This window comes from Bacteroidales bacterium (assembly GCA_035299085.1).
GTDB lineage: Bacteria > Bacteroidota > Bacteroidia > Bacteroidales > UBA10428 > UBA5072.
Genome location: DATGXG010000026.1, coordinates 124,955 through 136,794 on the forward strand (window position 1 = coordinate 124,955; position 11,840 = coordinate 136,794).

The 11,840-nt window shown below is 41.8% G+C and carries 14 protein-coding genes and 5 tRNA genes; 2 read left to right on the forward strand and 17 right to left on the reverse strand.

Going from position 1 to position 11,840, the window contains the following annotated elements:
• Positions 1-41: 41 nt before the first annotated feature.
• From rplL to VK179_08590, 17 genes are all read right to left on the reverse strand, one after another.
• On the reverse strand, positions 42-422 hold the full coding sequence (rplL, locus tag VK179_08510) for a 50S ribosomal protein L7/L12 (GenBank protein ID HLO58771.1): 381 nt from the start codon (positions 420-422) through the stop codon (positions 42-44).
• Positions 423-448: 26 nt separating this feature from the next.
• Positions 449-967, reverse strand: coding sequence for a 50S ribosomal protein L10 (gene rplJ, locus VK179_08515; protein HLO58772.1), 519 nt, complete (start codon positions 965-967; stop codon positions 449-451).
• Between the two features lie 18 nt (positions 968-985).
• Complete coding sequence (gene rplA, locus VK179_08520) at positions 986-1,681, reverse strand: 50S ribosomal protein L1 (GenBank protein ID HLO58773.1); 696 nt, start codon at positions 1,679-1,681, stop codon at positions 986-988.
• Between the two features lie 18 nt (positions 1,682-1,699).
• Positions 1,700-2,143 (reverse strand): 50S ribosomal protein L11, encoded by a 444-nt coding sequence (rplK, locus tag VK179_08525; GenBank protein HLO58774.1) that lies wholly within the window; start codon positions 2,141-2,143, stop codon positions 1,700-1,702.
• A gap of 104 nt (positions 2,144-2,247) precedes the next feature.
• Entirely contained in the window at positions 2,248-2,796 is a 549-nt protein-coding gene (gene nusG / locus VK179_08530; GenBank protein HLO58775.1) for a transcription termination/antitermination protein NusG, read from the reverse strand.
• Between the two features lie 25 nt (positions 2,797-2,821).
• Positions 2,822-3,016, reverse strand: a complete 195-nt coding sequence (gene secE / locus VK179_08535; protein HLO58776.1) for a preprotein translocase subunit SecE — start codon at positions 3,014-3,016, stop codon at positions 2,822-2,824.
• Positions 3,017-3,028: 12 nt separating this feature from the next.
• A tRNA-Trp gene (locus tag VK179_08540) sits at positions 3,029-3,104 on the reverse strand.
• 72 nt (positions 3,105-3,176) lie between these two features.
• Positions 3,177-4,364 carry an elongation factor Tu gene (gene tuf / locus VK179_08545; protein ID HLO58777.1) on the reverse strand — a complete coding sequence of 396 codons (1,188 nt, stop codon included), beginning with the start codon at positions 4,362-4,364 and terminating at the stop codon, positions 3,177-3,179.
• Positions 4,365-4,415: 51 nt separating this feature from the next.
• Positions 4,416-4,488: transfer RNA gene (locus tag VK179_08550), tRNA-Thr, on the reverse strand.
• Positions 4,489-4,584: 96 nt separating this feature from the next.
• Positions 4,585-4,657, reverse strand: a tRNA-Gly gene (locus tag VK179_08555).
• A gap of 93 nt (positions 4,658-4,750) precedes the next feature.
• Positions 4,751-4,833 (reverse strand) — tRNA-Tyr (locus tag VK179_08560).
• A gap of 75 nt (positions 4,834-4,908) precedes the next feature.
• A tRNA-Thr gene (locus VK179_08565) sits at positions 4,909-4,982 on the reverse strand.
• A 67-nt stretch (positions 4,983-5,049) separates the two neighbouring features.
• Positions 5,050-5,349, reverse strand: coding sequence for a ribosome-associated translation inhibitor RaiA (raiA, locus tag VK179_08570; GenBank protein ID HLO58778.1), 300 nt, complete (start codon positions 5,347-5,349; stop codon positions 5,050-5,052).
• Positions 5,350-5,369: 20 nt separating this feature from the next.
• The gene (xerA, locus tag VK179_08575; GenBank protein HLO58779.1) at positions 5,370-6,248 is read right to left on the reverse strand and encodes a site-specific tyrosine recombinase/integron integrase; all 879 of its coding nucleotides are present in this window, start codon (positions 6,246-6,248) and stop codon (positions 5,370-5,372) included.
• A gap of 57 nt (positions 6,249-6,305) precedes the next feature.
• Positions 6,306-6,497: a 30S ribosomal protein S21 gene (gene rpsU, locus VK179_08580; protein ID HLO58780.1), complete on the reverse strand. Its 192-nt coding sequence runs from the start codon at positions 6,495-6,497 to the stop codon at positions 6,306-6,308.
• Positions 6,498-6,994: 497 nt separating this feature from the next.
• The gene (locus VK179_08585) at positions 6,995-7,891 is read right to left on the reverse strand and encodes a helix-hairpin-helix domain-containing protein (GenBank protein ID HLO58781.1); all 897 of its coding nucleotides are present in this window, start codon (positions 7,889-7,891) and stop codon (positions 6,995-6,997) included.
• A gap of 6 nt (positions 7,892-7,897) precedes the next feature.
• Positions 7,898-10,234, reverse strand: coding sequence for a BamA/TamA family outer membrane protein (locus VK179_08590; GenBank protein HLO58782.1), 2,337 nt, complete (start codon positions 10,232-10,234; stop codon positions 7,898-7,900).
• A 197-nt stretch (positions 10,235-10,431) separates the two neighbouring features.
• On the opposite strand from VK179_08590, the gene VK179_08595 reads away from it, so the two are divergent.
• Positions 10,432-11,181: an RNA methyltransferase gene (locus VK179_08595; GenBank protein HLO58783.1), complete on the forward strand. Its 750-nt coding sequence runs from the start codon at positions 10,432-10,434 to the stop codon at positions 11,179-11,181.
• A gap of 246 nt (positions 11,182-11,427) precedes the next feature.
• On the forward strand, positions 11,428-11,832 hold the full coding sequence (locus VK179_08600) for a putative quinol monooxygenase (protein ID HLO58784.1): 405 nt from the start codon (positions 11,428-11,430) through the stop codon (positions 11,830-11,832).
• Positions 11,833-11,840: the final 8 nt, after the last annotated feature.

Sequence of the window (11,840 nt, forward strand, 5' to 3'; positions counted from 1 at the left end):
ATCGGGATTAAACCTAAATGATATCATTACGTGTGTTAACTTTATTTAAGTTCAACGTCGGCTCCGGCTTCTACTAATTGAGCTTTTATCGATTCAGCTTCTTCTTTCGAAACATTTTCCTTTATTGCAACCGGGGCTTTGTCAACAAGTTCTTTTGCTTCCTTAAGTCCCAGGTTGGTAATGTCCTTAACCAATTTTACAATCTGAAGTTTGGCTCCACCCGGATGGTTCATGAAAACGTTATAGGTTGATTTCTCTTCAGCCTTAGCGCCTTCAGCACTGCCGGCGGCAGGACCTGCAACTGCAACTGCTGTAGCTGCGGGTTCAATACCATACTCATCTTTTAATATCTTGGCTAATTCGTTAACCTCTTTAACAGTCAAGTTAACCAATTGTTCTGCGAAAGCTTTCAAATCTGCCATTTTAATTTGTTGTTTATTTGTTATAATTATTCTTTTTCACTAAGTGTTTTTACTATTCCAGCCAGTTTATTTCCGCCTGACTGTAAACCGGAGATGACGTTGCGTGCGGGCGACTGCAGAAGCAGTATGATATCGCCAACAAGTTCCTCCTTAGACTTAATACTTGACAATGCATCGAGCTGATCATCGCCAACGTAAATGGATTCCTCTACATAAGCAGCTTTGAGAACGGGTTTCTTGTTTGTTTTACGAAACTCCTTAATCAGTTTTGCCGGGCCGTTATTCTTGTCTGTTATCATGATGGAGCTTGAATTCTCCAGTGAAGAGTACAGACCTTCATATTTGCCGTCAAATTTCTCCAAAGCTTTTTTAAGCAGGGTATTTTTAACCACAACCAGTTTGATATCCCTTTCGAAGCAGGCTCTTCTCAGTTTGCTTGTGGTTTCGGCATTCAGATCCGAAATGTCAGCAACATAGAAATGCTTTGCATTACTGATGGAATCAGTCAGGTCGTTGATTATCCTGTTTTTTTCGTCCCTATTCATCGAATTTTGGTCTTTAAATTATTCGTCGAATGCTTTGGCATCGACTTTAATTCCGGGGCTCATCGTAGTGGAAAGATAAATGCTGCGGATATAAGAACCCTTTGCAGCAGCCGGTTTCAGTTTAACGAGAGTGTGTAAAAACTCCCTTGCATTTTCAGCAATCTGATCGGCCGAGAAAGAGGCTTTTCCGATGGATGTATGAACGATTCCGGCTTTGTCAACCTTGAAATCGATTTTACCCATCTTTACTTCCTTAACAGCTTTACCAACTTCCATAGTTACAGTACCGCTCTTGGGGTTCGGCATAAGTCCGCGGGGTCCGAGGATCTTACCTAATTTACCGATTTTTCCCATTACAGCAGGCATGGTGATAATGACGTCAACGTCTGTCCAGCCACCCTGGATCTTTTCGACATAATTATCAAGGCCAATGAAATCAGCACCTGCTGCCTTTGCTTCTTCTTCCTTATCAGGAGTGCAAAGCACAAGTACCCTGATTTGCTTACCGGTTCCATGGGGTAGCGTAACCACGCCCCTAACCATCTGATTGGCTTTTTTAGGATCGATACCCAGCCGAACGTCTATATCCACCGAAGCATCGAATTTCACAGTAGTGACTTCTTTCACCAGTGATGTTGCTTCCGACAGTTTATATTGTTTGGCAGGCTCAATTTTTGCTAAAGCCAGTTTTCTGTTCTTAGTTAAATTTGCCATGTTTATCCGGAAATAAAATTACTTTTTAAATGGGGCATCGCCTTTTACTGTGATACCCATACTGCGGGCTGTACCGGCAACCATTGACATTGCTGAATCGACAGTGAAACAGTTAAGATCACTCATTTTGTCTTCAGCAATAGCTCTAACCTGTTCCCAGGTAACAGAAGCCACCTTATTGCGGTTAGGCTCAGCCGAACCACTTTTTGTTTTGGAGACTTCCAGGAGCTGTACGGCCACCGGGGGAGTCTTAACGATAAATTCAAATGACTTATCGCTGTACACTGTAATCACAACCGGAAGCAGTTTTCCAGCTTTATCCTGGGTGCGGGCGTTGAACTGTTTACAGAATTCCATAATGTTCACACCTTTTGAACCCAGAGCCGGTCCTACTGGCGGTGATGGATTTGCAGCACCTCCCTTGATCTGCAGTTTAATTAATCCAGCAACCTCTTTTGCCATAATTTACTTGTTTCTGATTAATATAGTTGAAATACACGCCGGGATGATTAATCAGGAAGCATTAAGAAATTCATAATCATCCTCCACGTATTTTATAATTCCGTTTATTCTTTTTCTACCTGCATAAAACTCAATTCGAGCGGTGTTTTTCTTCCGAATATCTTCACCATTACCTTGAGTTTCTTCTTTTCTTCATTAACTTCTTCAATAACACCGGTAAAGCTGTTAAAGGGTCCGTCAATTACCTTCACTGATTCGCCCACATAAAAGGGTACGTTCAGTTCTTCATCAGTTTCAGCCAGTTCATCCACTTTGCCTAGGATACGGTTCACCTCTGAAGTTCTGAGTGGAATCGGAAGCTCATCACCTTTTGACCCGAGGAAGCCGATCACGTGAGTAATATTTTTAAGGATATGAGGTATTTCACCGATAAGGGCGGCTTCAATGAGCACATACCCCGGGAAGTAACTTCTTTCCTTGCTGATTTTTTTACCGTTCCTGATCTGGTAAACCTTTTCCTGCGGGATTAACACCTGTGAAACAAATTCCTGCAGATTCAACCGGGTTATTTCACTTTCGATGTATTCCTTGACTTTCTTTTCCTTACCACCAATGGCACGGAGAACATACCATTTTTTATCGTGTTCTTCCATATCGCCGGCTTTCGTGTTTTAATTATTAGGTGAAAAGATTATAAATAGCGCTCATCATGTTCTTAAAGATAAGATCCATAGAGGCTACAACCAGGGCGATAATTATCGATGATACCATAACAAGAATCGCGCTACCCTGTAATTCCTTCCATGAAGGCCAGGTTACTTTGTGCATCAATTCGTTATAGCAATCCTGAATATAATTTGTTATACTTTTCATAATCTTTTCATTTGGCACGGGAGGAGCGACTCGAACGCCCGACACCTGGTTTTGGAGACCAGTGCTCTACCAACTGAGCTACACCCGTAGGCCATAAACAGATAAATCCGTCATCCTCTTCAGATGGCGAATTCATCCGTTCAGTTTGTTAATTATTTAATTAAGAAATAATCTTTGTTACCTGACCGGCACCTACTGTACGGCCACCTTCGCGGATTGCAAACTGCAAACCTACGTTAAGAGCAACCGGGTAGATCAGATCTACAACAATGTGAACATTATCACCGGGCATGATCATTTCAGTTCCTTCAGGAAGCGTAATTTCACCGGTAATATCCAGTGTGCGCAGATAGAACTGCGGCCTGTACTGATTATGGAACGGTGTATGACGGCCACCTTCTTCTTTCTTCAGGATATACACACTGGCTTCGAATTTAGTGTGCGGAGTGATGGAACCCGGTTTGGCAAGTACCATTCCCCTCTTGATTTCTTTCTTGTCAACACCACGCAGAAGAAGACCAACGTTATCACCGGCTTCACCGTCATCAAGAATCTTACGGAACATTTCAACTCCGGTAACAACTGATTTTCTCTTTTCAGCGCCGAGACCAACGAGTTCAACCTCATCATTGGTATGAACAACACCGGTTTCGATTCTTCCTGTTGCTACAGTACCACGACCTGTGATGGAAAATACGTCTTCAACAGGCATCAGGAAAGGTTTATCTTTATCACGCGGAGGCAGAGGAATATACTCATCAACAGCTTTCATCAGCTCGGTAACTTTTTCTTCCCACTTGGGTTCGCCATTCAATGCACCGAGGGCTGATCCGTGGATAATAGGAGCGTTGTCACCGTCGAATTTGTAGAAGGTAAGCAGGTCCCTGATTTCCATATCAACCAGTTCGATGATCTCAGGATCTTCAACCATGTCAACCTTGTTGATGAAAACAACAATCTTAGGTACGTTTACCTGGCGGGCCAGCAGAACGTGCTCACGTGTCTGAGGCATAGGACCGTCGGTCGCAGCCACAACAAGGATAGCACCGTCCATCTGGGCAGCACCGGTAACCATATTCTTAATATAGTCAGCGTGGCCGGGGCAGTCAACGTGTGCATAGTGCCGGTTTACTGTTTGATACTCGATGTGAGCCGTATTGATAGTAATACCCCTTTCTTTTTCTTCGGGAGCATTATCAATCGAATCAAAGGAACGGAAACTAGCAAATCCTTGTTTTTCAAGAACTTTAGTGATTGCTGCAGTTAAAGTGGTTTTTCCATGGTCAACGTGACCAATCGTTCCAATGTTAACGTGTGGTTTCGACCTTTCGAATTTTTCCTTAGCCATGATTTGAATATTTGATAGTTATTGTTCGATATTAAAATTCATACACTTTTGAGCCAATGACGGGAATTGAACCCGTGACCTCTTCCTTACCAAGGAAACGCTCTACCATCTGAGCTACATCGGCTTTTATCCGCCGAAGCCTTGGCGAAGGCGGACGTTTCCACTTTGCCAATCCTCCGGTTCTTCCGACCCGCCTTCGCTAAAGCTTCGGACGGGTGAGAGCGGGAGACGAGACTCGAACCCGCGGCCCTAACCTTGGAAGGGTTATGCTCTACCAACTGAGCTACTCCCGCATAAAAAATTTCCGATTTTCGATTGTTGATTTCCGATTGACCTGGAGGGAACACAATCTGAAATCGTAAATCTCTAAATCAAAAATCCTTTTGTGGGGAGAGCAGGATTCGAACCTACGAAGGCATCAGCCAGCAGATTTACAGTCTGCCCCAGTTGGCCACTTTGGTATCTCCCCCTTCACAAATAAACCGGTCACCCGGTCTATGTTGAAATTAAAAACCTAAAAAAAGAACAAAGCAATTTTTTTGCGAGCCGATGGAGGGATTCGAACCCCCGACCAGCTGATTACAAATCAGCTGCTCTGGCCAACTGAGCTACATCGGCAATACCCTCCAAAATCGGTTCGCAAATGTATAACAATTTATTAATATCACAAAAATTATTTTTCTTTTTATATCCCGCGCAGTTTTTCCTTATGTTTAAGGATTTGCTGCTTCAACGCATCAACTGCAATATCGGTGGATTCCTCAAATGATTTGGTCTTTTTTTCTGCGAAAAGTTCTCCGCCGGGAATATATAATTTGATTTCAGTGATTTTATTCTCCAGATCCGGTGTGTTTTCCAGTTTCAGGTACACTTCGGCATTAATAATATCATCGAAGTAACGGGCCAGTTTGCTTACTTTCTTCTCAATGAATTCTTCAAGTTTTGAATCGGCATCAAAACGTACTGCGTTAATTCTGATATTCATGACTGTTCCTCCTAAATGGTTTATGCTCTGGGATGAGCTTGTTTATATACTGATTTTAACTTCTCAAAAGTATTATGAGTGTACACCTCGGTGGCCGACAAATTCGCATGCCCCAGCAATTCTTTGATGGCATTCAGATCGGCCCCGTGATTCAACATGTGTGTGGCAAATGTGTGCCGCAGCACATGAGGACTCTTTTTATCGGATGTAGTCACCAGGGTAAGATAATTCCTTACAACCCGGTATACCAGCCGCGGATACATTTTTACGCCCTTAGCGGTGACAAAAAACCATTCACCTTCCGGGGCCATTGTTGACCTGGCTTCCGAATACTGCTGAAGAACATCCGAAAACAACCGGCTGAAGGGTATGATCCGTTCTTTGTTTCTCTTGCCGAGAACCTTAATTGTTTCCTTGGAAAAATCGATGTCGGATACTTTCAGGTTGATCAGTTCCGATATACGCATTCCCGTATTATAAAAAGTTTCAATTATAGTACGGTTACGCAAACCCGTATAACCGCCCTCAAAACCGGTGTCATCAAGCAAATGATCCATTTCATTTTCCTTAACAAAAGCGGGAAGCTTCTTTTCCGATTTGGGCGACAATACCTTATTCACCGGATTGTTTGTAACAATCCCTTCTTTCATAAGGTATCTGAAATATGTTTTTAATGCTGATATCTTCCGGTTCACAGAACGGGCCGAGTGACCCGTTTCCATCAATTCTATGATCCAGTTCCGGATTTGCCGGTGATCTATCACCGACTCATGTTGATCATGCGTATAATTACAGAAAACACAAAACTGTTCCAGATCTTTTTTATAAGACTGAACAGTGTGTGGAGAATATTGTCGTATGTACTGGATATACTGTAAAAAATCTCCGAAATGCCTCATGATACGGGATAATTAGTGGCTGATAAGGATACTTTGGATTATCCCGGAAAAAGAAACCTATTCTTCTGCCTGCTGCAAATGCTGCACGTAAATTGCTTTTTTTACGATTTCACGCTTGCGCATGGACGGCTTTACAAATGCCTGTCTTGACCTTAACTCCTTTACAACACCGGTTTTTTCAAATTTACGTTTGAATTTTTTAAGTGCTCTTTCAATGTTTTCGCCTTCCTTAATAGGTACAATGATCATACTTGTTTTTTTTAATTGAGCCGCAAATTTATGATTTTGCGTCTTATCTACCAAATTTTGATACTAAAAAATTAACTAACAGGAATCCAAAATAATAACCTTTGATCAGCCAGCTATTGTTTCTGATTAAATTTACTAAAAATTAAAACAACCAGAATGCCTTTGATGTTAAAAGAAATTAAAAATCAGGGAGTTTTTTAACAAATCATACATGCTGGATTAGAAAAAAAATAACCGCAAAGGTTTAGTTAACCTGAATATAGTTTCTGTAATATTCCGTTTCAAAATTAAATTCATTATAAGAAACCTACGGTTTGACGCAAAGAACGCAAAGGCTCAAACCTACGGTTTGAGAAAACCAAAACCGAAGGTTTTGGCACTTTGCGTACTCTGTGAAAACCGTAGGTTTCTTACGGACGGCGTAACGATAATTGCCACGATTTAATAACCTTCAACCTTGTTCAAAGCTTGATAACTCCTTTGCGTTAAATTCTTTTTCAAGGTTTTATATAATACTTCACTTTTTCATATTGCTCCCTGGTCAGCAATCCGTTCTTCACAAGCTCTTCACCCGATTTTATTTCTTTTACCTGTTCCCTGTACCTGATAATGCCTTTTGCCGCATAGGACTTAATGTAAGGATGCCGGGCAAGATCTTTTTCGGTGGCCGTGTTCAAAATTAATCGCTTAATTAATGAGGTATCGGCATAAAAATTCTTCCCTGCTATCTCAGGCACGCTGTCGGGCATCCCGTACACTTCTTTTAACTGTTCCACATTGCAGAAACCTCCTAGCAAAAGCCTGTATTTTATGATCCGGCCGGCCAGGACGGGGCCTATTCCCTTCACTTTCAAAAGCGAAATAGAATCTGCCCTGTTGATGTCCGCTGACAATAGTGGTTCCGGTTTTATATTTTGTCCGGTATTACTTATTATTATATAAGGTTTAAGCCGGTTCACCATAAACGGCGAGATACCATATATTTTATTCAAGTCCTCAGGCGTTCTGAAACGGCCGCCCTTCTGCCTGTAATGTTCGACAGTCCGGATGACCCTGGTTTCGAAACCCAGTCGTTTCATTTCTACTGCTGTCACAGTATTCGGATCAAAGGGAAATAATTCAGCATTTTCTCCTTCATCATAAACGGTTTCAGGATAATCAGCGTTTTCTATCCCTGTAGTTTTTTTATTAGTGTCACGTTTCTGGGTAAGGCCTTGTTCAAACAAGTCAAGTTGCCTCAGAAACGCAGTGTCTGTCACCTGTTTTTGACGGGGAACCCGAAAAGTAAACCAGGCCTGGACAGCCAGGATAATGAAAATAACTATAAAAAGGACAAACACTCCTTTTCTTTCGCCGGAGGACAGCGAGAGCAGGTTACGCAATTTTTCTTTCATATTTCGTCAGAACGGATATCCGATGCCGAATTTGAAATGCAGATCGCCGAAATCGAAGTTGTGAAACGGATTAGTCCATCTCTCTCCGTCGGTAAATGAAGGATCTCTCAACCTTAAACCAATATCCACCCGTAACAGGAAAAAAGAAAAGTCAAAACGGAATCCCAACCCTGAAGCAACGGCTATCTCTTTATAAAAGCGGTTCCAGCTGAATTCTGCGTTTGGCTTCTCAGGATCCTTTTTCATATTCCATACGTTCCCGGCGTCTAAAAATAAGGCGCTTTCTATCTTCCATATAAGCTTAAACCGGTATTCAATATTGCCTTCCAGTTTTATATCCCCATTCCTGTTCGGGAAATAAAACAATGAGTCAGAAGTTTTATCCACGTAAGAACCCGGTCCCAGGTCCCTTGTGCCCCAAGCTCTCATGCTGTTTGGCCCGCCCGAGAAATACTTCTTTTCATATGGCAGAGCGTTTGAATTTCCATATGGAACCCCGGCCCCTGCAAAAACACGCATCACAACTCTGTTTTGCCTGTCGATTACATTGTAATACCTGAGATCAACATCTCCAAGGATATACTGAAAATAAGGAACATTAAACAACCGGTAGGTGCTGCTGTCATTCTGATGGTTGAAACCGTTGTTTGCCAGGTGCAGGAAAAAAGCAGCCGATTCAAGGTTTACCCTGGTAAACACAAAATTCCTGCTTTTGCCAAGAGTTTGATTATTTAATTCAAGGGTATACCGTATATCGTTGATGACATGGTTCTCGAAACTGTAAGCAAGTGGTGAATTGGTGATAAAGTCCTGTAGTTCTTTGCTGAAATTAATTTTGTATATCCTTATATAATTCAGTTCTATCGGATAAAAGGTATGACTCAGGTAGGGTGTTGAGTTCCATTTATAATAGAATGATGCGTTGGCTATCGAACGGGTATAGTCGGGGCGAGATTGGTAATTGATGGAGGCCGCAATGGACGTTTTGGGAGCATATCGTTTTACAAATCCCTCAAAACGGAATGGGGCAAAGAACTTCGGGAAGACAATATTTGATGAGATACCAAACTCCCTCATGCTCTTGTATTGTCCGTTCGTCTGGTTCTTAAGCGATTCAAGTGCACCGGTAAACCTCATATTCAGCACTTCAGCACCCCTGAATAAATTAAAATTGGAATACACAAGACTTCCCCTGGCCCCGAGGTCGCCGGAGGAATTGGTACCGGCAATTTCAAACTGCAGAGATTGCAGTTTCTTCTGCGTAAGCTCAATCCTGCAATCCAGGTACCTGTCATTTCCGAAACCTGAGATACTGTCAGCTTCCTTGAACGTAATGTTTGTAAATCGCACAATGCTCAGGTTTGAAAGATTCCTGTAAGTCCTGTTCACATCACTCAGCTTGTAATATTCACCGGGCAGAATGTAATTCCTGCTCATTATGGCGTTTGGCTTGAGATTCGGTCGGCCCGGTGTCAGAAAATAAACATTCTTTACAAATGCCGTATCGTTTATTTTTTTGTTGTTTCCAAAATTGTCGGCAAAATCCGGAAATACCTGCACTTCGCGGATCCTGTACTTTGGATGGGGCCTTATTTTTGTATGCGGATCTGGTTCGCCTGCGATGTATTCCTTTACATGCATTGTCAGTCCGACACTGTCAGTGAGTGAATTGGTGACGGCCTCATAAAAGATATATTCTTTTGAAAAATTAAAATAGCCTTTTTCTTTCAGCAACGATTCAATTCTTGTGCGCTCGAGTCCCAGCTTGTCCTTATTAAAAACTATATTTTTATGGAGAATCGAATTGACCGTATCGGCCAGAATGATCGGTGCCAGTGCGGTATCTTCAAAAACATACCTGATCGTTCGGATCCTGTATGGTTTTCCGTATTCAATCCGGTAAAGCACTGAAGCATTTTTACGGTGAAAGCGAACGGTATCTTTTACCAAAGAATTGTTATATCCCTTATTGGACAGAAACTGTTTCAACTGGTCAACACTGGTTTTTGTGAGGGTGGAATCAAAGATGACAGGTTCTTCGCCGATTTTTCTGAGCCAGTTATGAGGCCATTTTTCTTTTGCCGGATTGGAAAGATTATAAAGAAAGAGATAAAGCCGTATTCCCAACATCCTTTTATTTGGATTCTGCAGAACATAACCCTGTAATTCTTCCTGGGTTATATCCGACTTCTGACGGGTTTCTATCCTGTTTCGGCTCAGAAGGTAATCGCCTTTCGGAACATACCTGGCCTGTGAACATCCGGTTAAAACAATGACAGACAGGACAGGCAATCCTGCACTGAAAACACGGTGAAGCAAAAATGCAATTCGTTTTTGAAACATCGGAAAATTCCGCTTTGCCCGGATGTTTTTACCGGTATGACAAATATAACTGTATTCAATAAAAAGTGTTTAACAATTTATTAGTCTCAAATCGAAATCCCCAATCCTGTAGAATCGTAAATCGTAAATCGTAAATTCCCTTTGAATTTGATACCTTTAATCCCAAATTAAACGGTTTCATGCTGAGTAAAAACCGAATGAGACATTTGAATTCCCTGAAAATCAAAAAATTCAGGGAAAGCAGCGGGCAGTTTGTCATTGAGGGCGATAAAATTGTAAGGGATCTTCTTCACCGCTCGGATCTGCAGGTTGAATGGCTTTGTGCTACTTCCGAATGGCTTTGTATTAACCGTGATATCCTGTCAGACCGCGTAAAAGAAGTAAACGAAGCCGGTGCGGAAGAACTTTCGCGAATATCATCATTTGAAACCGCGCCTCCTGTTCTGGCCCTTATGAACATTCCGCAGTACCAGCCTGATTGGGATGAAATTCAAAGCACGGTTTCTTTAGGACTGGATACCATACAGGATCCGGGTAACCTGGGAACCATTATCCGAACAGCAAATTGGTTCGGTATAAAAAATATTCTGTGCAGCGAGCAATGTGCCGACTGCTATAATCCTAAGGTCATCCAGGCTTCAATGGGTGCGGTTATGAATGAAAAGATCCACTATGTGCCTCTTGAATCAGTACTTCAGAAATTCTCAAAAGAAGATTTCATGATTTACGGGACGTTTATGGAAGGAATACCCGTAAATGAAATTCAAGGCATTAAAAAAGGCATATTGCTTTTCGGTAATGAGAGCCGCGGGCTTTCACCGGGAATAGACAGGTTTGTTACAAAAAAAATTACAATACCGGCAGTAAATGATTCTGAATCGCATGTTGAATCACTCAATGTAGCTTCGGCAGTTGCTATAATCTGCTCCCGGCTTGTTCATAAATAAAACGGTGATCAGTAGTCGGTATTCGGTATTCAGTGTTCAGTGTTCATTCATGGGACCAATGCGACCTATGAGACCTATAGGACGGGAGGCATCCAGTATCCAGTATCCAATATCCAGTCACCAGTCACCAGTCACCAGTCACCAGTCACTATTCGATAATCGCTTAATCGTAAATCGTAAATCGTAAATCGTAAATCGGTAAATCAAACAGCACTTGTTATATTTGCTGAACAAAAACATTTCAACATGAAAACATCAATTCTTACTGCCCTTGTAGCATTTATGCTTGTGATGACCATCGGTTGCACAAATAAAAAGGCGGGTGTTGCCGACAACCAGCCGCCGGCCGATTCGGTTAAAAAAATGATCACCGCTAAAATTTACCTTAAACCCGGATTTGTAAACCAATTCATTAATGAAGCCAGGTTTATAATCGACAGTTCTAATATGGAACCGGGATGCGAAAGTTATATGCTGTATCAAAACCCTTACGATTCAACCAAGCTTATTTTTGTTGAAGTATGGAAAAACCAGGGTGCTGTTGATAATCATTTTTCAATGAGCTATTTCAAAGCTTTTGGACCCAAAACCAAGGAATGGCTGTCACAGGATACTGAATTGAACATTGTAAGCGTGGTTCCTTCGAAATAGAAATATAT

Excerpts from the sequence above, each read along its gene's own strand:
- rplL (HLO58771.1), bottom strand. The coding sequence starts at position 422 with ATGGCAGATTTGAAAGCTTTCGCAGAACAATTGGTTAACTTGACTGTT.
- rplJ (HLO58772.1), bottom strand. The coding sequence starts at position 967 with ATGAATAGGGACGAAAAAAACAGGATAATCAACGACCTGACTGATTCC.
- rplA (HLO58773.1), bottom strand. The coding sequence starts at position 1,681 with ATGGCAAATTTAACTAAGAACAGAAAACTGGCTTTAGCAAAAATTGAG.
- rplK (HLO58774.1), bottom strand. The coding sequence starts at position 2,143 with ATGGCAAAAGAGGTTGCTGGATTAATTAAACTGCAGATCAAGGGAGGT.
- nusG (HLO58775.1), bottom strand. The coding sequence starts at position 2,796 with ATGGAAGAACACGATAAAAAATGGTATGTTCTCCGTGCCATTGGTGGT.
- secE (HLO58776.1), bottom strand. The coding sequence starts at position 3,016 with ATGAAAAGTATAACAAATTATATTCAGGATTGCTATAACGAATTGATG.
- tuf (HLO58777.1), bottom strand. The coding sequence starts at position 4,364 with ATGGCTAAGGAAAAATTCGAAAGGTCGAAACCACACGTTAACATTGGA.
- raiA (HLO58778.1), bottom strand. The coding sequence starts at position 5,349 with ATGAATATCAGAATTAACGCAGTACGTTTTGATGCCGATTCAAAACTT.
- xerA (HLO58779.1), bottom strand. The coding sequence starts at position 6,248 with ATGAGGCATTTCGGAGATTTTTTACAGTATATCCAGTACATACGACAA.
- rpsU (HLO58780.1), bottom strand. The coding sequence starts at position 6,497 with ATGATCATTGTACCTATTAAGGAAGGCGAAAACATTGAAAGAGCACTT.
- VK179_08585 (HLO58781.1), bottom strand. The coding sequence starts at position 7,891 with ATGAAAGAAAAATTGCGTAACCTGCTCTCGCTGTCCTCCGGCGAAAGA.
- VK179_08590 (HLO58782.1), bottom strand. The coding sequence starts at position 10,234 with ATGTTTCAAAAACGAATTGCATTTTTGCTTCACCGTGTTTTCAGTGCA.
- VK179_08595 (HLO58783.1), top strand. The coding sequence starts at position 10,432 with ATGAGACATTTGAATTCCCTGAAAATCAAAAAATTCAGGGAAAGCAGC.
- VK179_08600 (HLO58784.1), top strand. The coding sequence starts at position 11,428 with ATGAAAACATCAATTCTTACTGCCCTTGTAGCATTTATGCTTGTGATG.